The organism is Bradyrhizobium sp. BLXBL-01 (assembly GCF_051853025.1).
In the GTDB taxonomy this organism is placed as follows: Bacteria; Pseudomonadota; Alphaproteobacteria; order Rhizobiales; family Xanthobacteraceae; genus Bradyrhizobium.
The window spans coordinates 3,833,310-3,857,096 of record NZ_CP182471.1 but is presented as its reverse complement, the minus strand read 5'-3'; the positions used below and the strand labels follow the sequence as shown (position 1 = coordinate 3,857,096).

Below are 23,787 nucleotides of genomic sequence, written 5' to 3'. Positions count from 1 at the left end.
TCTGTGGGCCGGACCGTTACTCCCGCTCCAGGAAGCTCGAGCCGATCTCGGCCTTTCTTTTGATGGGATCGTAATCACAATAGACGCTGTCCGCCACCAGCGTGTAGCTGGCGCTGACGGTGTATTTGTCCAGCTTGACCGAGTTCAGGCCGATCACCGAGGTGCTCTTGCCGCCGTTCCATTTGAACGGCGTCGAGCTCTTGGCCTGCTCGCAGGCCAAGACGGCTTCGTTGAAGACGTAGCCCTCGACGAAGGCCTTCAGCGTGCGGGCCTGAACGGCGATCTTCCACTCGATATAGCCGATGGCACCGAGACCGGCGACGATCAGCACCAGAAGCGCAATGACGATACGCTGAAAAGTCATTCATTTCCCCCGACCTTGTTTGAATATGCAAACTATCTCCGGCGTCATTGCGAGCGGAGCGAAGCAATCCAGAGCCTTTCCGCGGAGGGATACTGGATTGCTTCGCTTCGCTCGCAATGACGAGCTTGGTCAATATCCTTCGTCTCTTACGCTCTAAAACGGCATTCCCATCATTTTGGACAGGCGCTCGATCGAGAGATAGCCGGCGTGATAGGCCGCGATGCCGACGCCGTAGATCACCGCCGAGATGATCGTGGTCCAGATCAGCTTGCGGCCCATCCGCGTCAGGATCGGCGCGCCGGGGTCGGTGCCGGGGGCGCCGACGCCGTCCTCGTGCTGGCTGCGCACGCCGAACGGCAGCGTCAGGAACAGCGCGACCCACCAGATGACGAAGTAGATCGCGATCGCGGTCGAGATCTGGATGGCCATGGGACGGCCTTATGCCTGCTCGATCTCGACCAGGGCGCCGGAAAAATCCTTGGGGTGCAGGAACAGCACCGGCTTGCCGTGGGCACCGATCTTGGGCACGCCGTCGCCGAGCACCCTTGCGCCCTCCTTCACCAGCGTGTCGCGCGAGGCGATGATGTCGACGACCTCGTAGCAGACGTGATGGATGCCGCCGTCCGGGTTACGTTCGACGAATTTTGCGATCGGCGAGGCCTCGCCGAGCGGCTCGATGAACTCGATCTTGGTGTTGGGCAGGGTCGCGAACACGGTGATGACGCCGTGCTCGGGCAGCGGCACGGCCTCCGAGATCTGGGCGCCGAACGCGGTGCCGTAGATCTTCGCGGCCTTGACGGCGTCCTTGGTCGCGATCGCGACATGGTTGAGCCGACCCAGCATGTTTCCTCTCCCTCAGAGCGTGATCCGGAGACCACGCCTAATCTACACCGTCAGGACATGTACCAGACAGGGGGGCTTTTTGCCCCAATGTTCGTTGATCACGGCCCGGACAGCGCGTCGCACCGACTCGGCCAGAGCGTCCGGATCGCGGCGGCGCGCCCTCGGCAGGCCCTCGATGGTCGACATCACGGCATCAAAGACGATGTCGTCGAAGGTCTCGCCGGCCCTGTTCTTCTCGGGGATGCCGACCAAATCGACCTCGGGTTCGTCGACCAGCTCCCCCTGGGCGGTCATGGCGATGGCGACGAAGGCGCAGCCGGAGAACGCCATGCGCCGGCGCTCGATCACGGCGCGCGACTTGGAATCCTCCAGGATCGTGCCGTCCTTGTAGAAACGGCCCGATGGCACCTCGCCGACGATGCCGGGATCGCCGGGTCCGAGCTTGACGAGGTCGCCGTTGCGGCAGACCAGCACGCGCGGCACGCCGGCGGCGCGGGCGAGCTTGGCGTGCTCGTGCAGATGCAGGGCCTCGCCGTGGACGGGGATCAGGAGCTGCGGCTTCACCCAGGAGATCAAATCGCGCAGCTCGTCGCGGCGGGGATGGCCGGAGACGTGGACCAGCGCATCGCGGTCGGTGATGACCTCGACGCCCTGCAGCACCAGATTGTTGATGATCGAGCCGACCGCCTTCTCGTTGCCGGGAATGGTGCGCGAGGAGAAGATGACGCTGTCGCCGCGGTTCAGCGTGATCTCGGGATGGTCGTCATTGGCGATGCGGGCCAGCGCGGCGCGCGGCTCGCCCTGGCTTCCCGTGCACAGCGCCAGCACCTTGTCCTGCGGCAGGTGGCCGTAGACCTCGGGCGAGCGGAAGTTCTGCACGCCGTCGAGATAGCCGGTCTCGCGCGCGACCTGCACCACGCGCTCCATGGCCCGGCCGACCACGACCACCTCGCGGTCGGCGGCTTTCGCCGCGTCGGCCACCGCTTTGACGCGGGCGACGTTGGAGGCGAACGTCGTCACCGCGACGCGGCCCTTGGCGGATTTCACGAGGTCGATGATGGTTCTGGCGACCTCGGCCTCCGAGGGCGAACGGCCGTCGCGCACCGCATTGGTGGAATCGCCGATCAAAGCGAGCACGCCCTGCTCGCCCAATTCGCGCAGCCGCTTCTCGTCGGTCGGGGCTCCCAGCGTCGGGGTCGGGTCGATCTTCCAGTCGCCGGTGTGCAGCACGATGCCGGCTTCGGTGTGGATCGCGAGCGCATGCGCTTCCGGAATCGAATGCGCGACGGGAATGAACTCGACGTTGAACGGCCCGATATCGACACGGCCGCCCGACGGCACCACGGTGACCGGAATCTCGGGCGCATTGCGCTCGGCGGCGCATTTGGCCTCGAACAGAGCGGCGCTGAACCTGGTGGCGTAGATCGGGCATTTCAGCTTCGGCCAGAGGTCGATGATGGCGCCGAAATGGTCCTCATGGGCGTGGGTCAGCACGAGGCCCATCAGGTTCTTGCGCTCCTTCTCCAGGAAGGAGATGTCGGGCATGATCAAGTCGATACCCGGCAGATGCTCCTCATCGCCGAAGGAGACGCCGAGATCGACCGCGAGCCAGGCGCGCTGGTGACGGTTGCCGAGGCCGTAGATCGACAGGTTCATGCCGATCTCGCCGACGCCGCCGAGCGGCGCAAACACCAATTCGTCGGGCCTTGCCATCACGCAGCTCCCACCGAGGCGACGGGGCCGAAGAAAACCTCGCCCGCCGCCACCGGCACAAGGCGGCCCTCCGCGGTGCGGACGATCAGGCAGCCGGTGTCGTCGATGGTGTCAAAAACACCTTCCAGCGTCGTGGTTCCCGTGTGGATCGCAACCTTCTCGCCGAGGCCGGCGGCGCGCTCCAGCCAGAGCCTGCGGATCTCGGCAAATCCGCGGCCATTGTCCCAGATGCCGCGAAACTCGACCCAGGCGTCGGAGAGGGCCGCGAACAGCTCCTCGGCGCTGATCTGGACGCCGAGGCCAGCCAGCGACACCGCGGGCGTCGGGGTGCCCTCGGGCGCGGCGACCACATTGGTGCCGATGCCGACGACGACGGCGAGGCCGCTACCGACGGCCTCGGCCTCGAGGCCAATGCCGACCAGCTTCTTGCCGCCGGCGAGCACGTCATTCGGCCATTTCAGGGTGTAGCGCGGCCGGCCTTCGCCGAGACGGAGCGCGGCCTCGAGGCTCACCTTCTGCAGGGCGGCCTCCTCGGCCAGCCCTGCGGCAAAGCCGAGCGTGGCGGCGACGGCCGGGGCGACGTCCATGACTTCGAGGATGCTGGCGGCGAGATTGCCGCGCGGCGCGATCCAGGCGCGCTGGCGCCGGCCGCGGCCGGCGGTCTGCTCGGAGGTCACGAACCACATCGGGCCGCGTTCGCCGGCGCGGGCGTGCTCGATCGCCTCGGTGTTGGTCGAGCCGGTCCGCTCGAACGCCGCGAGCTTGTAGCCCGCGGCCGATGCGCGAGGACCGAGCGCGAAGGCCATCCTAGAACAGCGACTTTGCCGCGGCCGAGGCGACGCTCACCACGGGCCCCGCGAACAGCGCAAACAGCAGGTTGAACAGGCCGGCGACCGCCAGCACCGTCCGCACCTCGACGCGCACCGGATCGACCCGGCCGGCCGGCTCGTCGAAATACATCGTCTTGACGATGGCGAGATAATAGTAGGCGCCGACGACGCTGGTCAGCACGCCGATCACAGCGAGCGTGAACAGGTTCGCCTTGATCGCGGCGACGAAGACGTACCATTTGGCGAAGAAGCCGGCGAGCGGCGGGATGCCGGCGAGCGAGAACAGCAGCATCGCGAACATGAAAGCGAGCAGCGGATTGGTGCGCGACAGGCCGGCGAAATCGCTGATCTGCTCGACGGCCTGGCCGTTGCGCTTCATGGCGAGGATGATGGAGAACGAGCCGAGCGTCATCGCGACATAGATCACGATGTACATCAAGACGCCCTGCGCGCCCTCAACCGTGCCAGAGGCGAGGCCGACCAGGGCGAAGCCCATGTGGCCGATCGAGGAATAGGCCATCAGGCGCTTGATGTTGCTCTGGCCGATCGCGGCAAAGGAGCCGAGCGCCATCGAGGCGATCGACACGAACACCAGGATCTGCTGCCACTGCGAGACGATGCCGGGGAATGCGGTCAGCGTGACGCGGGTGAAGACGGCAAGCGCGGCGACCTTCGGCGCCGAGGCGAAGAAGGCGGTGACCGGGGTCGGCGCGCCTTCGTAGACGTCAGGCGTCCACATATGGAACGGCACGGCCGAAACCTTGAAGCAAAGGCCGACGAGCAGGAAGACGAGGCCGAACACCAGGCCGACATTCGAGACCGTCGCGGCCGCGGCGATGCCGGTGAAGCTCACGGTGCCGGTAAAGCCATAGACCAGCGATGCCCCGTACAGCAGCATGCCCGAGGACAGCGCGCCGAGCACGAAGTACTTCAGGCCGGCCTCGGTCGACTTGGCGTTGTCGCGGTTCGAAGCCGCAACGACATAGAGCGCCAGCGACATCAGTTCGAGACCGAGATAGAGCGAGATCAAGTCGCCGGCCGAGATCAGCACCATCATGCCGAGCGTCGAGAGCAGCACCAGGATGGCGTATTCGAAGATGCGGCGCGAGGGATCGGACAGGAACTCGGTCGACAGGATCAGCGTCACGGCCGAGCCGATCAGGGCCAGGATCTTCATGAAGCGGGCGAAGTCGTCGACGATGAAGCTGCCGCCGAACGTCACCTGCTTGCCCGCGGGCTGCATGTAGACGAGCGCACCCACCACGATCAGGAGCACCACCGCCAGCGACGTGACGGTCCTGGTCGTCTCCTGCCCGCGATAGGCCCCGAGCATCAGAAGCGCCATGGCGCCGACCGCGAGCACGAGCTCGGGCAGCACCGGCGCCAGTTGATAACCTGCAGTCGAAAAGCTCATGGCGATATCCTGACCTGCCCGATCACTGGAGCAGTGCGGCGGCCTTCACGGCCGTCACGGCGGTATTGTAATTGTTGACGAGTTGCTGGACCGAGGCGGCCGACATATCGAGCACCGGCTTCGGCCAGACGCCGAACAGGATCGTCAGCGCGATCATCGGAAACAGCGTCAGGCACTCCCGGAAGGTGAGGTCCTTCATGCTCGCCAGCGACGGCTTGACCAGCGCCCCGAACACGACCTTGCGATAGAGCCAAAGCGCGTAGCCTGCCGAGAGGATCACGCCGAAGGTGGCGAAGAACGCCGTCGGGATCGAGACCTTGAAGGTGCCGAGCAGCGTCATGAACTCGCCGACGAAGCCGCTCGTGCCGGGCAGACCGACATTGGCCATGGTGAAGATCATGAAGGTCATCGCGTAGAGCGGCATCCGGTTGACGAGGCCGCCGTAGGCCGCGATCTCGCGGGTGTGCAGGCGGTCGTAGACGACGCCGACGCAGAGGAACAGCGCGCCGGAGACGATGCCGTGCGAGATCATCTGGAACACGCCGCCGGCAACGCCCTGCATGGTGCCGGCGAAGATGCCCATGGTGACGAAGCCCATATGCGCGACCGAGGAGTACGCGATCAGCTTCTTCATGTCCTCCTGCATCAACGCCACCAGCGAGGTGTAGATGATGGCGATGGCCGAGAGCGTGAAGATCAGCGGCGCGAAGTCGTGCGAGGCCAGCGGGAACATCGGCAGCGAGAAGCGGAGGAAGCCGTAGCCGCCCATCTTCAGCAGGATCGCGGCGAGAACCACCGAGCCCGCGGTCGGCGCCTCGACGTGGGCGTCGGGAAGCCAGGTGTGCACCGGCCACATCGGCATCTTCACCGCGAACGAGGCGAAGAAGGCCAGCCACGCCCAGGTCTGCAACGACCGCGGCACGGCGGTGTGCATCAGGGTCGGGATGTCGGTGGTGCCGCCGTTCCAGTACAGCGCCATGATGGCGAGCAGCATCAGGACCGAGCCGAGCAGCGTGTAGAGGAAGAACTTGAACGAGGCATAGACCCGGCGCGGACCGCCCCAGACGCCGATGATCAGGAACATCGGGATCAGGCCGCCCTCGAAGAACAGGTAGAACAGCACGAGATCGAGCGCCGAGAAGGTGCCGATCATCAACGTTTCCAGGATCAGGAACGCCATCATGTATTCGCGGACGCGGCTCGTGATCGCCTTCCAGCTCGCGATGATGCAGAACGGCATCACGGCGGTGGTCAGGATCACCAGCGGCAGCGAGATGCCGTCGACGCCCATGTGGTAGGTGATGCCGGTGGCGAGCCAGTTCGCCTTCTCGACGAACTGGAAGTCGGGATTGGCGGGGTCGAAGCGCATGACCAGGATCACCGACACCGCGAAGGTGATCAGCGTGGTCCAGAGCGCGATCCAGCGCGAATTGCGCCGCGCCGCCTCGTCATCACCGCGGCTCAAATAGACGATCAGCGCGCCGACCAGCGGCAGGAACGTCGTGACCGAAAGAATGGGCCAGGTTGTCATTTACTGGCCTCCAAAGCCGAACATGAACCAGGTGATCAGGCCGGCGGCGCCGATCAGCATGGCGAATGCGTAGTGATAGAGATAGCCGGTCTGGATTTTCACGACGTTGCGGGTGACGTCCAGCACGCGGGCGGAGACGCCGTCGGGACCGAAGCCGTCGATGATGAAGCCGTCGCCCTTCTTCCAGAGCTGGTAGCCTATCCACTTCGCCGGACGGACGAAGATGAGGTCATAGAGCTCGTCGAAGTACCATTTGTTGAGCAGGAACTGGTACAGCATCGGCTGCTCTTGAGCGAGCCGAACCGGGATGTAGGGCCGCCGGATGTAGAACAGGTACGAGACGAGGAAGCCCAGCACCATCATCACCGTCGGCAGGAAGGCGATGGTTTGCGGGATGTGGTGCATCTCCTCGATGATGTGCGGGTTCATCTTCACGGACTCGCGGAAGAATTCCTCGACGCCGTGGCCGGCGAACAGCTCCTTGAACGGCAGGCCCGCGACGAACGAGCCGACCGCGAGCACGCCGATCGGGATCAGGATCCAGAGCGGAGCCTCATGCGCGGCCTCGTAATGATGCTCGTCATGCGGCTCGCCGTGGAAGGTCTTGAAGATCAGGCGCCAGGAGTAGAACGAGGTCAGGCCGGCGGCGATCACCGTCATCAGGAAGCCGTACACCCCGAACGGATTGTGCGAGGCGTAGGCGGACTCGATGATCGCGTCCTTGGAGAAATAGCCGGCGGTGAGCGGGAAGCCGGTCAGCGCCAGCGTGCCGACCACCATCACCGCATAGGTGTAGGGGATCTTCTTCCAGAGGCCGCCCATGTTCCGGATGTCCTGCTCGTGGTGCATCGCGTAGATCACCGAGCCGGAGCCCAGGAACAGCAGCGCCTTGAAGAAGGCGTGGGTGAACAGGTGGAACATGCCGACCGAATAGGCCCCCGCCCCCATCGCCACGAACATGTAGCCGAGCTGCGAACAGGTCGAGTAGGCGACGATGCGCTTGATGTCGTTCTGGACGAGACCGATCGTGGCGGCGAAGAACGCCGTGGTCGCGCCGAAGAACATCACGACGGCCTGGGCGGTCGGCGCGAGTTCGAACAGCGGCGACAGGCGCGCCACCATGAAGACGCCGGCGGTGACCATGGTCGCGGCGTGGATCAGCGCCGACACCGGGGTCGGGCCTTCCATCGCGTCCGGCAACCAGGTGTGCAGCAGGAACTGCGCCGACTTGCCCATCGCGCCCATGAACAGCAGCAGGCAGGTCAGGGTCAGGGCGTCGGCGTGCCAGCCGAGGAAGTTGATGGTCTTGCCGGTGAGGCCGGGCGCGGCGTGGAAGATGGTCTCGAAATCGGTCGAGCCGACCAGCATGAAGATCGCGAAAATGCCGAGGGCAAAACCGAAGTCGCCGACGCGGTTGACCACGAAGGCCTTGATGGCGGCGGCGTTCGCCGAGGGCTTCTGGTACCAGAAGCCGATCAGCAGATAGCTGGCCAGACCCACGCCCTCCCAGCCGAAGAACAGCTGCACCAAATTGTCCGCGGTCACCAGCATCAGCATGGCGAAGGTGAACAGCGAGAGATAGCCGAAGAAGCGCGGCCGGTACGGGTCCTCGTCCATGTAGCCGATGGAATAGAGGTGCACGAGCGAGGACACGGTCGTGACCACCACCAGCATCACCGCCGTGAGCGTGTCGACGCGCAGCGTCCACCAGACCTGGAGGTCGCCGGAGAAGATGAAAGGCAGCAGCTGGATCCTGTAGTCGTGATGCATGAAGCCGACGTCGACCAACGTCATCCAGGACAGCGCGGCCGAGACGAACAGCAGCCCGGTGGTGATCAGCTCGGCAGCGCGCGAGCCCGCCGCCGGCGGCTCGGTCGGACCGTGGCCGTGATCGTCGTGCCCGTCGCCGGGCTCGTGATGGGTCTCGTGGATGACGGAGGCGTCCTCGTTGATCGTGGCGGACGCATGAGCGTGCGCGTGACCATGGTCGCCGTGATGCTCGACCTCGTCGCCCGAGGCATTGCGGGCATGCGCGCCCACAAGCGCGATCAGGCCGGCCAGAATGGCGCCCAGCAGAGGCAGGAAAACGATCGCCTGAACCATTTGAGAGCTCAGCCCTTCATCAGATTGACGTCCTCAACCGCGATCGAGCCACGGTTGCGGAAATAGACCACCAGGATGGCGAGACCGATCGCAGCTTCCGCAGCCGCGACCGTCAGCACCAGCAGCGCGAAGACCTGCCCGACGATGTCGCCGAGGAAGGTCGAGAACGCCACGAGGTTGATGTTGACCGAGAGCAGGATCAGCTCGATCGACATCAGGATGACGATGATGTTCTTGCGGTTCAGGAAGATGCCGAGGATGCCGAGCGTGAACAGGATCGCGCCGACCGCCAGATAATGTCCGAGCCCGATCGTCATTTCACCCACTCCGCAGCATCGGCATCCGAGAGCCCCTGCCCTGGGGCCACCTTGCGCATCGCCATCGCCATGTCGGGCGTGCGTGCGTTCTGAACGTTGATGTCCTGCCGCTTGACCTTCGCCTTATGGCGCAGCGTCAGCACGATGGCGCCGATCATCGCGACCAGCAGCACCATGCCGGCGAGCTGGAAGTAGTGGATGTACTTCGTATAGAGCACGAGCCCGAGCGCCTCGGTGTTGGAGACGTTGGCCGGGATCGCCGCCGTGATCGTCTTGGAGACGCCGGGGTTGATGACCCAGAAGCCGACGGTGAGCAGCAGCTCGAACAGGAAGATGCCGCCGATCACGAGGCCGACCGGCAGGTACTCGATGAAGCCCTCGCGCAGCTCGAGGAAGTCGACGTCGAGCATCATGATCACGAACAGGAACAGCACCGCGACCGCGCCGACATAGACGACGATCAGCATCATGCCGAGGAACTCGGCGCCCATCAGCACGAACAGGCCGGAAGCGTTGACGAAGGCCAGGATCAGGTACAGCACGGAGTGCACGGGATTGCGCGAGACAATCACCATCACCGCCGAGGCGACGCAGATGCCGGCGAACAGATAGAAGAACAGCGCGGGAAGGATCATGCCCTCACCTCACCGGTACGGCGCGTCGAGCTCGATCGCCTTCGCGATCTCGCGTTCCCAGCGGTCGCCGTTGGCGAGCAGCTTGGCCTTGTCATAATAAAGTTCCTCGCGGGTCTCGGTCGCGAACTCGAAGTTCGGGCCTTCGACGATGGCATCGACCGGACAGGCCTCCTGGCACAGGCCGCAATAGATGCACTTCACCATGTCGATGTCGTAGCGCACGGTGCGGCGGGTGCCGTCGTTGCGGCGCGGGCCGGCCTCGATGGTGATGGCCTGCGCCGGGCAGACCGCTTCGCACAGCTTGCAGGCGATGCAACGTTCTTCGCCGTTCGGATAGCGGCGCAATGCGTGCTCGCCGCGGAAGCGGGGCGAGATCGGGCCCTTCTCGAACGGATAGTTCAGGGTCGGCTTCGGCTGGAAGAAATAGCGCATGGCGAGAAAGAACGCCGAGACGAATTCCGACAGCAGAAGCGAGCGTGCAGTGGCGTTGACGTTGATACCCATGACGGCCCTCACTTCGGCGCGATGCCGGCGAAATGCAGCACGCCGGCCACCACGATCACCATCGCCAGCGACAGCGGCAGGAACACCTTCCAGCCGAGACGCATCAATTGATCGTAGCGGTAGCGCGGCACGATCGCCTTCGCCATCGCGAACAGGAAGAACATGAAGAACAGTTTCAGCGAGAACCAGATGATCCCCGGCACCCAGTTGAAGGGCGGCAGGTCCACCGGAGGCAGCCAGCCTCCGAGGAACAGGATCGTGGCCAACGCGCACATCGTGACGATCGCGACATACTCGCCGAGCATGAACAAGAGGTATGGCGTCGAGCCGTACTCGACCATGAAGCCGGCGACGAGCTCGGACTCCGCTTCGACGAGGTCGAAGGGCGGACGGTTGGTTTCCGCCAGCGCCGAGACGTAGAACACCACGAACATCGGGAACAGCGGCCAGACGTACCAGTTCAGGATGGTCAGCTGCGGCAGCCCGATCAGGCTGGCAAGGCCGCGGGCATGCTGGGCCTCGACCACGGCCGAGAGGTTCAGCGTGCCGGCGCAGAGCAGCACGGTGATGATGACGAAGCCGATCGAGACTTCGTAGGAGACCATCTGCGCCGCCGAGCGCAGCGCGGCCAGGAACGGGTACTTCGAGTTCGACGACCAGCCGGCCATGATGATGCCGTAGATCGACAGCGACGAGATCGCGAAGATGAAGAGGACGCCGACATTGATGTCGGAGATCACCCAGCCGAGATTGGTCGGGATCACCGCCCAGGCCGCGAGCGCGAGCACGCACGACACCAGCGGCGCCAGCAGGAACACGCCCTTGTTGGCGCCGGCCGGAATGATCGGCTCCTTCAGCACGAACTTGAGCAGGTCGGCGAAGGATTGCAGCAGGCCCCACGGGCCGACCACGTTCGGGCCACGGCGGATCTGCACCGCCGCCCAGATCTTGCGGTCGGCGAGCAGGATGTAGGCGATCGCCACCAAGAGGACGACGAGCACCAGGACGCTCTGGGCGACCATGATGATCAGCGGCCAGAGGAACCCGGTCCAGAATGCGCTTTCGAAGAATTCCATCAGATCACGCTCACTCTGCTGCGGTCAGCATGTGCCCGGAGGCGAGGCGCGAGCATTCCGCCATCACGGCGGACGCACGCGCGATTGGGTTGGTCAAATAGAAGTCCTCGACCAGGGGCTTGAACGGCGCCTTCTCGGGCGAGCCGCCCTTCCCCGCAAGCTTCTTGATCTGCTCGGCGGAGCCGGCCTCGATCTGGTCGAGACGGATCAGATGCGGCACGGCCTTGAACACCGCCTGGCGCAGCGCCGAGAGCGAGTCATAGCCGAGCTTCTTGCCGAGCGCTTCGGACAGCGCGCGGACGATCGCCCAGTCCTCGCGGGCTTCGCCCGGCGGGAACGCGGCGCGACCGGTCATCTGCACCCGGCCTTCGGTGTTGACGTAGATCGCGGACTTCTCGGTGTAGGCGGCCGCCGGCAGGATGACGTCGGCGCGATGGGCGCCGCGGTCGCCATGGGTGCCGATATAGACGACGAAGGTGCCATCCGGCGCCTTGATCTCGTCGGCCCCGAGCAGGAACAGCAAGTCGAGCGTGCCGAAGGTCGTCATCTGCGCCGCATTCAGGCCGCCTGAGGTTGCGGCGAAGCCGATGTCGAGCGCGCCGACGCGCGAGGCGGTCTCGTGCAGCACGCCAAAGCCGTTCCAGTCGTCCTTCACCGCGCCGACGTCGAGCGCGAGCTTGGCGGCGGCGGCGAGGATGGCGGCACCGTCGTGACGGGCGGCCGCACCCGCGCCGACCAGGATGATCGGGTGCTTGGCGTTCTTCAGCACGTCCATGAAGGAGTGCTTGCCGGCCGCGAGCTCACCCAGCGTCTCGGTGCCGGCACCGAGGTGGTCGTAATCATAGGTCAGGTCGGGCTTGGCACCGATCACGCCGACCTTGAAGCCACCGGCGCGCCAGCGCTTGCGGATGCGGGCGTTGAACACGGCCGCCTCTTTCCGCGGGTTCGCGCCGATGATGAGCAGTGCGTCGGCCTGCTCGACGCCGGCAAGCGTCGGATTGAAGATGTAGGAGCCGCGGCCGAGCGCGGGGTCGAAGGCATCGCCGCCCTGCACCGCCAGATTGCTCGAGCCGTACTTGGCGAGCAGGTCCTTCAGCGCGAACATCTCCTCGACGCCGGCGAGATCGCCTGCGATCGCACCGATGCGCTTGCCGTCGGTGCGCGCCGCCTTGGCGGCGATCGCGGCGAAGGCCTCGGTCCAGCTTGCCGCGCGCAGCTTGCCCGCCTCGCGGATATAGGGCCGGTCGAGACGTTGGGTGCGCAGGCCGTCGACGACGTGGCGGGTCTTGTCCGAGATCCACTCCTCGTTCACGGCCTCGTTGATGCGCGGCAGGATCCGCATCACCTCACGGCCGCGGGTGTCGACGCGGATCGCAGAACCAAGACCGTCCATGACGTCGATCGACTGGGTCTTGCCGAGCTCCCACGGGCGCGCCGCGAAGGCATAGGGCTTCGAGGTCAGCGCGCCGACCGGGCAGATGTCGACGAGGTTGCCCTGCAGTTCCGACGTCAGGGCGTGCTCGAGATAGGTCGTGATCTCCATGTCCTCACCGCGGCCGGTGGCGCCCATCTCGGGCGCGCCAGCGACTTCCGCCGAGAAGCGGACGCAGCGCGTGCATTGGATGCAGCGGTTCATCGAGGTCTTGACCAGCGCGCCAAGATATTTGTCCTCGACCGCGCGCTTGTTCTCGGCGAAACGGCTGGTGTCGACACCATAGCCCATCGCCTGGTCCTGCAGGTCGCACTCGCCGCCCTGGTCGCAGATCGGACAATCCAAGGGATGGTTGATCAGAAGGAATTCCATCACGCCTTCGCGCGCCTTCTTCACCATCGGCGAACGCGTGGAAATCTCCGGCGGCTCGCCCTTGGGGCCCGGACGGCAGTCGCGCACGCCCCAGGCGCAGCTCGCGACCGGCTTCGGGCCGCCCTTCACCTCGACGAGGCACATCCGGCAATTGCCGGCGATCGACAGCCGCTCGTGGTAGCAGAAGCGCGGAATCTCGGCGCCGGCCGCCTCGCACGCCTGAAGCAGCGTGTACTCGGCGGGGACATCGATCTCTTTGCCGTCGATGATGAGCTTGGTCATGTCTCTTACTCCGCCGCGACCATGTTCACGGGATCGCGGACGCCGATGTCATCGACATCTGCCTTGTGCGAATACTGGTCGATGCGCGCTTCGATCTCGTGACGGAAGTGCGTGATCAGGCCCTGGATCGGCCAGGCCGCCGCGTCGCCGAGCGCGCAGATGGTGTGGCCTTCGACCTGCTTCGTCACCTCGAGCAGCATGTCGATCTCGCGCTTGTGGGCGCGGCCTTCGGCCATGCGGGTGAGGACGCGCCACATCCAGCCCGTGCCCTCGCGGCACGGCGTGCACTGGCCGCAGCTCTCATGCTTGTAGAAATAGGAGATGCGGGCAATCGCACGGATCAGGTCGGTCGACTTGTCCATCACGATCACGGCGGCGGTGCCGAGGCCCGAGCGCAGCTTGCTTAAGGAGTCGAAATCCATCGGCGTGTCGATGATCTGCTCGGCGGGCACCATGCGCACCGACGAGCCGCCGGGGATCACGGCCTTGAGGTTGTCCCAGCCGCCGCGAATGCCGCCGCAATGCTTGTCGATCAGCTCACGGAACGGGATGCCCATGGCCTCTTCGACGTTGCAGGGCCGCTCGACATGGCCGGAGATGCAGAACAGCTTGGTGCCGACGTTGTTCGGGCGGCCGATGCCGGCGAACCACGCCGCGCCGCGGCGCAGGATGTCGGGTGCAACGGCGATGGACTCGACGTTGTTGACCGTGGTCGGGCAGCCGAACAGACCGACGTTGGCCGGGAACGGCGGCTTCAGGCGCGGCTGGCCCTTCTTGCCTTCGAGGCTTTCGAGCAGCGCGGTCTCCTCGCCGCAGATATAGGCGCCGGCGCCGTGGGCGACGTAGATGTCGAACGGCCAGCCGTTGACGTTGTCCTTGCCGACCAGCTTGGCCTCATAGGCCTGGTCGATCGCGGCCTGCAGATGCTCGCGCTCGCGGATGAACTCGCCGCGGACATAGATGTAGCAGGCATGCGCGTTCATCGCGCAGCTCGCGATCAGGCAGCCTTCGATCAAGAGATGCGGATCGTGCCGCATGATCTCGCGGTCCTTGCAGGTGCCGGGCTCGGACTCATCGGCGTTGACGACGAGATAGCTCGGCCGGCCGTCGGTCGATTCCTTCGGCATGAAGGACCATTTCAGACCGGTCGGGAAGCCGGCGCCGCCGCGGCCGCGCAGGCCCGACGCCTTCATCTCGTTGATGATCCAGTCGCGGCCCTTGTCGATGATGTTCTTGGTGCCATCCCAGGCGCCGCGGCGCCGCGCACCCTCGAGCCCCCAATCGTGGAGGCCGTAGAGGTTCTTGAAGATGCGGTCCTTGTCCTCGAGCATATCAGTGCTTTCCGATCAACGATTGGACTGCTTGTAGGCAAGTCCGGCGGCGCAGATGCCAAACGTCAGCGCCCAGAGCGAAGCCGATTCCAGCGATGCGTTCAGGCCGAAGCGCTGCAGCAGGAAGATGAAGGCGGCCGCCACCACGGCGTGCATCGCGATGAAGCCCCACTTCTTCATGCCAACGCTCCCCTGCGCTATCGACGAAGCGAGATCACGCATCAGGTGATCTCCTTCAGCGTGGTCGGCCCGGTGATCGGCGCCGAGAACTGGCGGCCGTTCTGCGGACCGGGCTTCGGCGGATTGCCCGAAGCGAAGCCGTCGAGCACCTTGCCGAAGGTTTCCTTGGTCAGGTCCTCATAGGTGTCCTTGCCGATCAGCACCATCGGCGCGTTCACGCAGGCGCCCAGGCACTCCACCTCTTCCCAGCTGAAATTGCCGTCCTTGGAGAGATGGAAGGGCTCGTGATGGATGCGGTGCTCGCAGACGTGGATCAGATCCTCGGCGCCGCGCAGCCGGCACGGCGTGGTGCCGCAGACCTGGACGTGAGCCTTCTTGCCGACGGGGGCGAGCTGGAACATGGTGTAGAAGGTCGCGACCTCCAGCACGCGGATATAGGGCATGTCGAGCATGTCGGCGATGACGCGGATCGCAGCTTCCGACACCCAGCCCTCGTTCTGCTCCTGCGCGCGCCAGAGGATGGCGATGACAGCGGAGGCCTGACGTCCGGCCGGATATTTCGCGATCTGCTGCCGGGCGAATGCGAGGTTCTCCTCCGTGAACGCAAAGCTCGCGGGCTGGACTTCCTTCGGTGCTAATCGGCGAACGGACATAGCTCAATCTCTCACTGCATGCGGCGCGCGGATTTCGCATTCAGGTTCTTGGCGTTCAGGGCTTCGATCCTGTCCTGCCAGAATGCGCTTGCGGTGCCGAAAACGTTGTAGCCGACGTGGGTCGAGACCTTGATGCGGTCGAGGATCGACAGCTCGGTCACGGTCTCCATGCGGTTGCTGCGCGGATCGAACACGATCAGCTTCAGCGGGGTCTGTTCGAGGATGAAGCGCGACACGGCGTGGGAGCGGTCGCTGCCGTGCTCCTCGCACATGATGACGCTGTCGGCCTCAAGCAGGCGGACGCCGCCCTTGATCGCCTCGATCTCGACGCCCTCGACGTCGAGCTTGATCAGATACTTGCCGCTCGCAGCGATCTTGCCGTCGTCGATCAGGTTGTCGAGCGCGATCACCGGCACCTCCTCCCCGTCCGCCGACTGATCGCCGGCGATGCTGAAGGCCTCGTGCTTGGTGCCCGATAGACGCGCGGTGCCGCGCGCCGCGCCGATCGCGCACTTCATCGTCTCGAAGCGGCCAGCGTTGACGCGCGCATTGTTGGCGAGCTTCGGGTAGTTCTGGCCCGACGGCTCGATCGCAATCGCCTTGTGCGCGCCGAACGGCTTGCTCGAGACCAGCACCGACCAATAGCCGTAATTGGCGCCGCAATCGAGCAGCGTGTAGTCGACGTCGATGGAATCGGCGAACAAGAGCTCGAGCTCGTCTTCATAGTTGTACGAGCGGTTGAGCAGCTTGCTCCAATAGCCGTCGCCGTAGGGAAATTCGAACACCGCGTCGGAATTGAGCCTGATCGCGATGTTGCGCTCGGGCAGCGTCTTTCGCAGCAAATTCGCGCAGGCGATGTAGCCCATGTGCGAGAAGTGCGAGGAGATCTTCGATCCCGTCACCAGCGCCAAGGCAGCCGTCCGCTCCCACAGGTTGGCCCCTTCAAGAGCCCCCGAGGCGCGGTCAAACTGGATTGGCGCCTGCGCCATCACCGATCGACCTCTCCGAACACGATGTCGAGCGAGCCCAGGATCGCCGAGACGTCGGCGAGCAGATGGCCGCGGCAGATGTGGTCCATGGCCTGCAGATGCGCAAAGCCCGGCGCGCGGATCTTGCACTTGTAGGGCTTGTTGGTGCCGTCGGCGACAAGATAGACGCCGAACTCGCCCTTGGGCGCCTCGACCGCGGCATAGATCTCGCCGGCCGGCACGTGGACGCCTTCGGTGTAGAGCTTGAAGTGGTGGATCAGCGCTTCCATCGAGCGCTTCATCTCGCCGCGGCGCGGCGGCGCGACCTTGTTGTCGGCGACGACGACCGGGCCCTTGCCGTCCGGCGCGTTCAGCTTCTGGATGCACTGCTTCATGATGCGCACGGACTGGCGCATCTCTTCCATGCGGATCAGATAGCGGTCGTAGCAGTCGCCGTTCTTGCCGATCGGGATGTCGAAATCCATCTCGGCGTAGCACTCGTAAGGCTGTGACTTGCGCAGGTCCCAGGCCGCGCCCGAGCCGCGCACCATCACGCCCGAGAAACCCCACTCCCAGGCTTCCTTCAGCGGCACCACGCCGATGTCGACGTTGCGCTGCTTGAAGATGCGGTTGGCGGTGAGCAGGCGATCGAGATCGTCCACCACCTTGAGGAACGGATCGCACCAGGCCTCGATGTCGTCGACCAGCTTCTGCGGCAGATCCTGGTGCACGCCGCCGATCCGGAAGTAAGCCGCATGCATGCGGCTGCCCGAGGCGCGCTCGTAGAACACCATCAGCTTCTCGCGCTCTTCGAAGCCCCACAGCGGCGGGGTCAGCGCGCCGACGTCCATCGCCTGCGTGGTGACGTTGAGCAGATGCGACAGGATGCGGCCGATCTCGCAATAGAGCACGCGGATCAGCTGGCCGCGGCGCGGCACCTCGATGCCGAGCAGCTTTTCGGCGGCCATGCAGAAGGCGTGCTCCTGGTTCATCGGCGCGACGTAGTCGAGCCGGTCGAAATAGGGGATCGCCTGCAGATAGGTTTTCTGCTCGATCAGCTTCTCGGTGCCGCGGTGAAGCAGGCCGATATGGGGATCGACGCGCTCGACCACTTCGCCGTCGAGCTCCAGCACGAGGCGCAACACGCCGTGCGCCGCCGGATGCTGCGGTCCGAAATTGATCGTAAAGTTGCGAAGCTGTTCAGATTGCTCGTTCATGTTCAGACCTTCGGCCCCGCTTTTTCATCGCCCGGAAGCACCGGATAGTCGGCACCTTCCCAAGGAGACAAAAAGTCGAACTTGCGGAATTCCTGGTTGAGCCGGACCGGCTCGTACACCACCCGCTTCTCCTGGTCGTCGTAGCGGACCTCGACGAAGCCGGTGAGCGGGAAATCCTTGCGCAGCGGATGGCCCTCGAAGCCGTAGTCTGTGAGGATGCGGCGCATGTCGGGATGGCCGACGAAGAACACGCCGTAGAGGTCGTAGGCTTCGCGCTCGAACCAGTCGGCGCCGGGGAAGATGTCGATCAACGACGGCACCTGCGTGGTCTCGTCGGCTTGCGCCTTGAGCCGGATGCGGGCGTTCAGCGTTGGCGACAGGAAATGATAGATCACGTCGAAGCGCTTCTCGCGATCCGGGTAGTCCACCGCCGTGATGTCGGTGATGTTGACGAAACGGCAGCTCGGGTCGTCGCGGAGGTATTTGACCACCTCGACGATCCTGGCGGCCTCGACGTCCACGATGAGCTGGTTGAAGGCCACCGAGTGACCGGTCGCGGCGCCCGGAAGCGCGCTAACGATCGTCTGCCCCAGGGCGTCGAGCTTGGCGTCGTCCATGACGTAAAACCTTAGCGTTCGATGGTGCCGGTGCGCCGGATCTTCTTCTGCAGCAGCAGCACGCCGTAGAGCAGCGCTTCCGCCGTGGGCGGGCAGCCCGGCACGTAGATGTCGATCGGCACGATGCGGTCGCAGCCGCGCACGACCGAATAGGAATAGTGATAGTAGCCGCCGCCATTGGCGCACGAGCCCATCGAGATGACGTAGCGCGGCTCGGGCATCTGGTCGTAGACCTTGCGCAGCGCCGGCGCCATCTTGTTGGTCAGCGTTCCCGCAACGATCATCACGTCGGACTGGCGCGGCGAGGCACGCGGCGCGAAGCCGAAGCGCTCGACGTCGTAGCGCGGCATCGAGACCTGCATCATCTCGACCGCGCAGCAGGCAAGACCGAAGGTCATCCACATCAAGGAGCCGGTGCGCGCCCAAGTGATGAGGTCGTCGGTCGCGGCCACGAAGAAGCCCTTGTCGGACAGCTCGGAATTGACCTCGAGGAAGAACGGATCATTGGCCCCGACCGGCTTGCCGGTGGACGGGTCCAGAATGCCCTTCGGGGCCGGCGCGATCACCGGACCTGCGGACTGCGTAGCTGGGTTCAATCCCATTCCAGGGCTCCTTTCTTCCATTCATAGGCGAACCCGACCGTCAGCACGGCGAGGAACACCACCATGGACCAGAAGCCGGTCGCGCCAAGCTTGCCGAACGCCACCGCCCAGGGAAACAGAAACGCCACCTCGAGGTCGAAGATGATGAAGAGGATGGCGACCAGATAGAAGCGAACGTCGAACTTCATGCGGGCGTCGTCGAACGCGTTGAAACCGCACTCGTAGGCCGACAGCTTTTCCGGGTCCGGCTGCTGGAACGCCACGATGAAGGGCGCGATCAGCAGCACGAGGCCGATGAGGCCCGCTACCCCTATGAAGACGACAAGTGGAAGATAGTTCTGCAGAATGCCGCTCATTGGCGAGCCCTTTTTCCCGCAGCCTCGGGACAGCCACGGATTCGTCCGATTTGGAATTATTCTGAGCCTTAGCGCAGTGCACCAATGGGCGCAAGACACGCTCTTTTCAGGCCCTTTGCCGCCCCCAGAACCGTGAAAATCCCGGAATCACCCCGCGGCTGGTATGGAGCAGATCGCCATGGCCAGCAAGGGCTGCCACGGCCTCGCAGGTCAGCCGTTCGGAGATTGCGGCGCTCGGGCCGAGCCAGTTATTTGCTGTGCGATGACCGACCAAAATGCTCAGGTTTTTGGTGCGGCAGCGCACTCAGCCCCGGCAATCGCCGCCGCGGGGGCACCCCCGTCGTTCCGGCGACCTATTTTGCCGGTGGCCAGCGCGGCCAGGACGCCAATGATGATGCCGCCGCATCAGGTGCAGGAAAGACACCTTTCCACAGCCGTGAGTGATCAAAACAGCCATGCCGCACGACGGGACCGCTGGTCTGACGAAATGCGCCGGCGGTCGGCTCTAAGCCGGCCGCGAGCGCGGCGGCAGCGACCTCCTGGTCGCGCGCGCCGCGCTCGGATGAGCTTCGGGCCGGGGGGCATGGCCCGCGGGCTCATCGTGACGGCGGATCAGCGGTCGTCCGGGCGGAGGCGAACGAACATCACGATCAATTGCTCCAAGCCCCGGAGCCTTCCGGCCCTGCCCTCGCCCGTCCTCACCATTTGTAGGAGACGCTGGCGGTGACGCGGCGACGGTCTCCGTAGAAGCAGGACGTGGCCGACGCGCAGCTTGCGACATAGATCTTGTCGGTCAGGTTGATCACGTTCAGCGCCGTGCGCCAGTTCTGCCACTCGTAATGGAGCGCGAGATCGCCGAGCACGACCGCGGGAACCTCGAGCGTGTTGGCCTGGTCGGCCCAGGACGAGCCGATATAACGCACACCGCCGCCGAAGCCGAACCCTGCGAGCGGTCCGTCCTTGAAGGTGTAGTCCGCCCACCCCGACACCAGGAGTTCGGGCGTGTTGGTCGGTGTCTTGCCGACCAGCGCTGGATCCAGGTCCTTGCTGTTGAAGAGATGATAGGCCGTGAAGGCGCCGATGAATTTCAGCTCCTTCGTGGCATTGGCCACCGCTTCCAGCTCGATGCCGCGCGACGTCACCTCTCCGGTCTGGTTCTGCAGCACCGGGACGATGCCCGCGCCGGTGGTTGTCGTCACGTTCTGGCGAACGAGATCGAAGACCGAGACGGTGAAATAGCCGTCAAATCCGACAGGCGCGACCTTCACGCCGATTTCGGCCTGCTTGCCGGTCTCCGGCAGGAACAGCTGGTTCGCCGCATTGAGGCCGATGATCGGGTTGTAGCTCGTCGAGTAGGAGACGTAGGGCGCGATGCCGTTGTCGAAATTGTAGATCAGCCCGGCGCGACCGCTGAACCTGCTGTCGTCGCGGCTGGCGACGGTCGCCCCGGTGTCACGGGCTTCCTGCGTCGTCTCGACCCAATCATTGCGGCCGCTTAGCACCAGCGTGAAATTGCCGAGCTTCATCTGGTCCTGAAGATAGGTGCCGGCCTGCTTCTGCGTGATCAGGAAGTTGCGGAACGGCGAGCTCGGCAACGGAACCTCAGCTCCCCCATAGGCCGGATTGAAGACGTTGATCGAGGGCACACCGAACCCGAAGGCCTGATAATCGTCGATCTGATAGCCCCGCAGATCGACACCGACCAGCATCGTGTGCCTGACTGGACCGGTGTTGAAGCGATACTCGAGCTGATTATCGAGATTGGCCTGATTGGCCGTGTTCTTCGCGTACCAATTGTAGCGATTGAGCGTGGCCGTATTGATGTTGGCCCAATCGTTGCCGACATAGCCGCGGTAGCTGATGTCGACATGCGCGAAGCGAGCGTTCTGACGGAACGTCACATCGTCGGTGAGATGGCGCTCGAACTGATAGCCGAGCATCTCCTGCTCACGCGTGAACTTGTCGACGCTGGGATCGCCGGCGAAGAAGCTGGTCGGGATCTTACCGAACGGCGCGCTGGTCACCGTGCCCTGATAGGGCAGGAAGTTGATGCCGCGGGTATCCTGCTTCGAGGCCGAGGCCAGCACCGTGAAGGTGGTGTCGGCATCCGGCTTCCACGTGAATGACGGCGCAATGAAGTAGTTGTTGTCAGGTGTGAAGTTGACCTGCGTGCCGCCGTTCTGGACCTGGCCGACAACGCGCGCGAACAGCTTGCCGTTCTCAGGACTGGTCGCGACCGGGCCGCCGAAGTCGAAGCTGACATAGGCGTTGCCGAAATTGTTGACGCCGGCCTCGATGTAGCGGATCGGCTCTGCCGGAGGCATCTTGCTGATGACGTTGACGATGCCGCTCGGGCTCGATCCGCCGTAAAGCACGGCTGACGGACCGCGCAACACCTCGACCCGCTCCATGTTGGGAGTCTGCAGCTTCCAACTGGCATAGGACGTGTAGAACAGCTGCATGCCGTCGAGGAACAGACCGATATCCTCGGACTTGAAGCCGCGGATCAGCCACCAATCGTTCCGGGTGTCCGTGCCGAAAGTCCCTGCCCGGACGCCGGCGGTGTAGCGCAGAACCTCGTCGAGCTTGTTCGGCTTCTGGTCGCGGATCTGCTCGGCACCGATGACGGACACCGCCTGAGGTGTCTCCATGATCGGCGTGTTGGTCTTGGTGCCCGATGAGCTGCGACCGGCGACATAGCCGTTCACCGGCCCGCGCGGCGTCTCCACGAAGCCGACTTCGCGCCGTGGCTGCGGCTTGTTTCGCTCGGCGGTCTGCACCGACGATCGCGTCGCGCGGCGCTGTGGGGCCGCGGCAGCACGCTTCCGTGTTTCCGGCGCGGTGACGGTGACCGAGGGCAGATTTTGCGCGCCACTCTGCGCGGAAGATTGTGCAAGCGATGCCTGCGGCATCAAGACCCAAGCGGATGCGGTCGCCAACACGGCCGACCGCAGCATTCCAAGACTGTTCAACGCGCCACCCCAAAGCTGCATGTTCGATGCGTCATGCCGCCTGTCCCGGAACGGCATGCGCTTGGGGTGACGCTTATGTGAGGGCGCGCGATTTCCCTAATTGAAAGCTTCTTAGAACGAGTCTTAGAAGCGATCCACAAATCCGCAGGTGCGAATGAGCTTAGCTTCCTCCGGTCGCATTCGGATTTCCCGAGCTTGCGACACTGGTCGTCGCAATGGCCCCTGCCGGCTCACCGGGCTCCGCGCCAATCCGGATCGACATCCTCGTCTTGGAAAGGCCGGCCGCCTCCACTCCCTCCAAAGGGGAGATGAAACCATTTTGCGGAACCCGCGAAACCATCCGGAAACAGATGGGCCCTAGAAGATGAGCCCATAGACGGCGGCAAAGCCCGCCCGGAGGCTCAGATGAACCACTCAATTCATTCTGCTGATCGTGCGACCCACCTGAAGATCGTGGTGGTGGCGCTGGTAGCCGGCATTGCCGTGGCCGGCTTCGGGATCGCGGCCCGCACCAATGCCGATTACAGCCAGACCGCCCAGTCCACCCATGTGATCAAGGCCGGCAAGCCGGTGGTGGTGACCAGCGCGGGCACGTCCGAGATTCGCTGATATCTGCTCTTTTGGGCTGACCATAGGCCGCCGCCGGGCGGCCTTTTTCGTTTTCCAGAGCAATGCTTAGCGGGGACGCCCGGGGGAAGCGCAACGTCCTTGACTTCACCATGTCCCCCCTTTAAGTCCCCCCTCGTTCCGCGCGCGTTCAGCGAACCACGCGGGAGTAGCTCAGTTGGTTAGAGCGCCGGCCTGTCACGCCGGAGGTCGCGGGTTCGAGCCCCGTCTCTCGCGCCATTTTTGGCAATCCCCTCATAAGCTTAGCCCGAACTTCTCGACGCTTTTCGCGGCTCTGCGCGCAATTTCAGGCGGCTGTTGGGAACTCTCGGCATAGTCAGCCCGCGTCCGAATCGTCTACGCCTAGAAGGGCTTAGAGGGACCCCACATATTCTCGGCTTTTTTCGGGACTCCCTGTCATTGGACGATGAGGAGGCCAGACATGGCTAAGAAGGATCCGGCTAAGAGGGATTCGGCGAAGAAGACAGCCGCGCCCGCCACGATCACGCTCAAGCACCTCGCTGCCGACATTGCCGACCGCCAGGATGTCTCCAAAAAGCACGCCGAGGCGGTCCTGACCGACATGGTCGATCTGATCGCCAAGCACCTCAAGAAGGGCGACCGGGTCCGCATCGTCGGCCTTGGCATCCTCCAGGTCCGCAAGCGCGCCGCCCGCACCGGCCGCAATCCTACCACCGGCGAAGCGATCCACATCAAGGCCAGCAGGAAGGTCGCGTTCCGCCCGGTAAAGGAACTGAAGGAGGCGATCTGAGGCCACTTTTCGTTAAGCCTGGTCGTTAGGCCTGGCCCGAGCCCGTTCCGGCCGCTTCACGGCCCGCTTTTCTGATATACCGCCTGCTTCCCGAACT

General features: G+C 64.4%; 24 protein-coding genes and 1 tRNA gene. 3 read left to right on the top strand and 22 right to left on the bottom strand.

Annotated features, from left to right (window positions below; all coding sequences use genetic code 11):
* Positions 1-16: 16 nt before the first annotated feature.
* From ACNJYA_RS17925 to ACNJYA_RS17820, 22 genes are all read right to left on the bottom strand, one after another.
* The gene (locus tag ACNJYA_RS17925) at positions 17-364 is read right to left on the bottom strand and encodes a hypothetical protein (protein ID WP_439403329.1); all 348 of its coding nucleotides are present in this window, start codon (positions 362-364) and stop codon (positions 17-19) included.
* Between the two features lie 153 nt (positions 365-517).
* Entirely contained in the window at positions 518-793 is a 276-nt protein-coding gene (locus ACNJYA_RS17920; RefSeq protein ID WP_439367188.1) for a DUF1467 family protein, read from the bottom strand.
* Positions 794-802: 9 nt separating this feature from the next.
* Positions 803-1,207, bottom strand: coding sequence for a methylmalonyl-CoA epimerase (gene mce, locus ACNJYA_RS17915; protein ID WP_097662509.1), 405 nt, complete (start codon positions 1,205-1,207; stop codon positions 803-805).
* Positions 1,208-1,249: 42 nt separating this feature from the next.
* Positions 1,250-2,920: a ribonuclease J gene (locus ACNJYA_RS17910; RefSeq protein ID WP_439403328.1), complete on the bottom strand. Its 1,671-nt coding sequence runs from the start codon at positions 2,918-2,920 to the stop codon at positions 1,250-1,252.
* Positions 2,920-3,726, bottom strand: a complete 807-nt coding sequence (locus ACNJYA_RS17905) for a biotin--[acetyl-CoA-carboxylase] ligase (protein WP_439403327.1) — start codon at positions 3,724-3,726, stop codon at positions 2,920-2,922. Before ACNJYA_RS17905 ends, ACNJYA_RS17910 begins: the two co-directional genes overlap by 1 nt.
* 1 nt (position 3,727) lies before the next feature.
* Positions 3,728-5,164: an NADH-quinone oxidoreductase subunit NuoN gene (gene nuoN / locus ACNJYA_RS17900; protein WP_439403326.1), complete on the bottom strand. Its 1,437-nt coding sequence runs from the start codon at positions 5,162-5,164 to the stop codon at positions 3,728-3,730.
* Positions 5,165-5,186: 22 nt separating this feature from the next.
* Complete coding sequence (locus ACNJYA_RS17895; RefSeq protein WP_212257262.1) at positions 5,187-6,695, bottom strand: NADH-quinone oxidoreductase subunit M; 1,509 nt, start codon at positions 6,693-6,695, stop codon at positions 5,187-5,189.
* Positions 6,696-8,798: an NADH-quinone oxidoreductase subunit L gene (gene nuoL, locus ACNJYA_RS17890; RefSeq protein WP_439403325.1), complete on the bottom strand. Its 2,103-nt coding sequence runs from the start codon at positions 8,796-8,798 to the stop codon at positions 6,696-6,698. It abuts the gene before it with no gap.
* An 8-nt stretch (positions 8,799-8,806) separates the two neighbouring features.
* On the bottom strand, positions 8,807-9,115 hold the full coding sequence (gene nuoK, locus ACNJYA_RS17885; protein ID WP_008547737.1) for an NADH-quinone oxidoreductase subunit NuoK: 309 nt from the start codon (positions 9,113-9,115) through the stop codon (positions 8,807-8,809).
* Entirely contained in the window at positions 9,112-9,750 is a 639-nt protein-coding gene (locus tag ACNJYA_RS17880; protein ID WP_212257264.1) for an NADH-quinone oxidoreductase subunit J, read from the bottom strand. The genes nuoK and ACNJYA_RS17880 overlap by 4 nt, the downstream gene beginning before the upstream one ends.
* Positions 9,751-9,759: 9 nt before the next feature.
* A complete protein-coding gene (nuoI, locus tag ACNJYA_RS17875; RefSeq protein ID WP_157283556.1) occupies positions 9,760-10,254 on the bottom strand; it encodes an NADH-quinone oxidoreductase subunit NuoI in 495 nt (164 codons plus the stop codon).
* Positions 10,255-10,262: 8 nt separating this feature from the next.
* Positions 10,263-11,330, bottom strand: coding sequence for an NADH-quinone oxidoreductase subunit NuoH (nuoH, locus tag ACNJYA_RS17870; RefSeq protein ID WP_172783531.1), 1,068 nt, complete (start codon positions 11,328-11,330; stop codon positions 10,263-10,265).
* A 10-nt stretch (positions 11,331-11,340) separates the two neighbouring features.
* Positions 11,341-13,416, bottom strand: a complete 2,076-nt coding sequence (nuoG, locus tag ACNJYA_RS17865) for an NADH-quinone oxidoreductase subunit NuoG (protein ID WP_439403324.1) — start codon at positions 13,414-13,416, stop codon at positions 11,341-11,343.
* Positions 13,417-13,421: 5 nt separating this feature from the next.
* A complete protein-coding gene (gene nuoF / locus ACNJYA_RS17860) occupies positions 13,422-14,747 on the bottom strand; it encodes an NADH-quinone oxidoreductase subunit NuoF (RefSeq protein ID WP_439367180.1) in 1,326 nt (441 codons plus the stop codon).
* A 15-nt stretch (positions 14,748-14,762) separates the two neighbouring features.
* On the bottom strand, positions 14,763-14,969 hold the full coding sequence (locus ACNJYA_RS17855; protein WP_172783529.1) for a hypothetical protein: 207 nt from the start codon (positions 14,967-14,969) through the stop codon (positions 14,763-14,765).
* Complete coding sequence (nuoE, locus tag ACNJYA_RS17850) at positions 14,969-15,580, bottom strand: NADH-quinone oxidoreductase subunit NuoE (protein ID WP_172783528.1); 612 nt, start codon at positions 15,578-15,580, stop codon at positions 14,969-14,971. The genes ACNJYA_RS17855 and nuoE overlap by 1 nt, the downstream gene beginning before the upstream one ends.
* An 11-nt stretch (positions 15,581-15,591) precedes the next feature.
* Entirely contained in the window at positions 15,592-16,569 is a 978-nt protein-coding gene (locus ACNJYA_RS17845; RefSeq protein ID WP_439367178.1) for an FkbM family methyltransferase, read from the bottom strand.
* A complete protein-coding gene (locus ACNJYA_RS17840; protein WP_172783526.1) occupies positions 16,569-17,765 on the bottom strand; it encodes an NADH-quinone oxidoreductase subunit D in 1,197 nt (398 codons plus the stop codon). Before ACNJYA_RS17840 ends, ACNJYA_RS17845 begins: the two co-directional genes overlap by 1 nt.
* Positions 17,766-17,767: 2 nt before the next feature.
* Positions 17,768-18,382, bottom strand: coding sequence for an NADH-quinone oxidoreductase subunit C (locus ACNJYA_RS17835; RefSeq protein ID WP_439403323.1), 615 nt, complete (start codon positions 18,380-18,382; stop codon positions 17,768-17,770).
* Between the two features lie 11 nt (positions 18,383-18,393).
* On the bottom strand, positions 18,394-18,984 hold the full coding sequence (locus tag ACNJYA_RS17830; RefSeq protein ID WP_036025347.1) for a NuoB/complex I 20 kDa subunit family protein: 591 nt from the start codon (positions 18,982-18,984) through the stop codon (positions 18,394-18,396).
* Positions 18,975-19,340 (bottom strand): NADH-quinone oxidoreductase subunit A, encoded by a 366-nt coding sequence (locus ACNJYA_RS17825; protein ID WP_008136158.1) that lies wholly within the window; start codon positions 19,338-19,340, stop codon positions 18,975-18,977. Before ACNJYA_RS17825 ends, ACNJYA_RS17830 begins: the two co-directional genes overlap by 10 nt.
* A 698-nt stretch (positions 19,341-20,038) precedes the next feature.
* A complete protein-coding gene (locus ACNJYA_RS17820; RefSeq protein WP_439403322.1) occupies positions 20,039-22,297 on the bottom strand; it encodes a TonB-dependent siderophore receptor in 2,259 nt (752 codons plus the stop codon).
* A gap of 420 nt (positions 22,298-22,717) precedes the next feature.
* On the opposite strand from ACNJYA_RS17820, the gene ACNJYA_RS17815 reads away from it, so the two are divergent.
* The 3 genes from ACNJYA_RS17815 (at position 22,718) to ACNJYA_RS17805 (ending at position 23,690) form a co-directional block, all read left to right on the top strand.
* A complete protein-coding gene (locus tag ACNJYA_RS17815; RefSeq protein ID WP_015685754.1) occupies positions 22,718-22,921 on the top strand; it encodes a hypothetical protein in 204 nt (67 codons plus the stop codon).
* A 160-nt stretch (positions 22,922-23,081) separates the two neighbouring features.
* Positions 23,082-23,158 (top strand) — tRNA-Asp (locus tag ACNJYA_RS17810).
* A 202-nt stretch (positions 23,159-23,360) separates the two neighbouring features.
* Positions 23,361-23,690, top strand: coding sequence for an HU family DNA-binding protein (locus ACNJYA_RS17805; protein ID WP_172783522.1), 330 nt, complete (start codon positions 23,361-23,363; stop codon positions 23,688-23,690).
* Positions 23,691-23,787 lie beyond the last annotated feature (97 nt).

Excerpts from the sequence above, each read along its gene's own strand:
- ACNJYA_RS17925 (WP_439403329.1), bottom strand. The coding sequence starts at position 364 with ATGACTTTTCAGCGTATCGTCATTGCGCTTCTGGTGCTGATCGTCGCC.
- ACNJYA_RS17920 (WP_439367188.1), bottom strand. The coding sequence starts at position 793 with ATGGCCATCCAGATCTCGACCGCGATCGCGATCTACTTCGTCATCTGG.
- mce (WP_097662509.1), bottom strand. The coding sequence starts at position 1,207 with ATGCTGGGTCGGCTCAACCATGTCGCGATCGCGACCAAGGACGCCGTC.
- ACNJYA_RS17910 (WP_439403328.1), bottom strand. The coding sequence starts at position 2,920 with ATGGCAAGGCCCGACGAATTGGTGTTTGCGCCGCTCGGCGGCGTCGGC.
- ACNJYA_RS17905 (WP_439403327.1), bottom strand. The coding sequence starts at position 3,726 with ATGGCCTTCGCGCTCGGTCCTCGCGCATCGGCCGCGGGCTACAAGCTC.
- nuoN (WP_439403326.1), bottom strand. The coding sequence starts at position 5,164 with ATGAGCTTTTCGACTGCAGGTTATCAACTGGCGCCGGTGCTGCCCGAG.
- ACNJYA_RS17895 (WP_212257262.1), bottom strand. The coding sequence starts at position 6,695 with ATGACAACCTGGCCCATTCTTTCGGTCACGACGTTCCTGCCGCTGGTC.
- nuoL (WP_439403325.1), bottom strand. The coding sequence starts at position 8,798 with ATGGTTCAGGCGATCGTTTTCCTGCCTCTGCTGGGCGCCATTCTGGCC.
- nuoK (WP_008547737.1), bottom strand. The coding sequence starts at position 9,115 with ATGACGATCGGGCTCGGACATTATCTGGCGGTCGGCGCGATCCTGTTC.
- ACNJYA_RS17880 (WP_212257264.1), bottom strand. The coding sequence starts at position 9,750 with ATGATCCTTCCCGCGCTGTTCTTCTATCTGTTCGCCGGCATCTGCGTC.
- nuoI (WP_157283556.1), bottom strand. The coding sequence starts at position 10,254 with ATGGGTATCAACGTCAACGCCACTGCACGCTCGCTTCTGCTGTCGGAA.
- nuoH (WP_172783531.1), bottom strand. The coding sequence starts at position 11,330 with ATGGAATTCTTCGAAAGCGCATTCTGGACCGGGTTCCTCTGGCCGCTG.
- nuoG (WP_439403324.1), bottom strand. The coding sequence starts at position 13,416 with ATGACCAAGCTCATCATCGACGGCAAAGAGATCGATGTCCCCGCCGAG.
- nuoF (WP_439367180.1), bottom strand. The coding sequence starts at position 14,747 with ATGCTCGAGGACAAGGACCGCATCTTCAAGAACCTCTACGGCCTCCAC.
- ACNJYA_RS17855 (WP_172783529.1), bottom strand. The coding sequence starts at position 14,969 with ATGCGTGATCTCGCTTCGTCGATAGCGCAGGGGAGCGTTGGCATGAAG.
- nuoE (WP_172783528.1), bottom strand. The coding sequence starts at position 15,580 with ATGTCCGTTCGCCGATTAGCACCGAAGGAAGTCCAGCCCGCGAGCTTT.
- ACNJYA_RS17845 (WP_439367178.1), bottom strand. The coding sequence starts at position 16,569 with ATGGCGCAGGCGCCAATCCAGTTTGACCGCGCCTCGGGGGCTCTTGAA.
- ACNJYA_RS17840 (WP_172783526.1), bottom strand. The coding sequence starts at position 17,765 with ATGAACGAGCAATCTGAACAGCTTCGCAACTTTACGATCAATTTCGGA.
- ACNJYA_RS17835 (WP_439403323.1), bottom strand. The coding sequence starts at position 18,382 with ATGGACGACGCCAAGCTCGACGCCCTGGGGCAGACGATCGTTAGCGCG.
- ACNJYA_RS17830 (WP_036025347.1), bottom strand. The coding sequence starts at position 18,984 with ATGGGATTGAACCCAGCTACGCAGTCCGCAGGTCCGGTGATCGCGCCG.
- ACNJYA_RS17825 (WP_008136158.1), bottom strand. The coding sequence starts at position 19,340 with ATGAGCGGCATTCTGCAGAACTATCTTCCACTTGTCGTCTTCATAGGG.
- ACNJYA_RS17820 (WP_439403322.1), bottom strand. The coding sequence starts at position 22,297 with ATGCTGCGGTCGGCCGTGTTGGCGACCGCATCCGCTTGGGTCTTGATG.
- ACNJYA_RS17815 (WP_015685754.1), top strand. The coding sequence starts at position 22,718 with ATGAACCACTCAATTCATTCTGCTGATCGTGCGACCCACCTGAAGATC.
- ACNJYA_RS17805 (WP_172783522.1), top strand. The coding sequence starts at position 23,361 with ATGGCTAAGAAGGATCCGGCTAAGAGGGATTCGGCGAAGAAGACAGCC.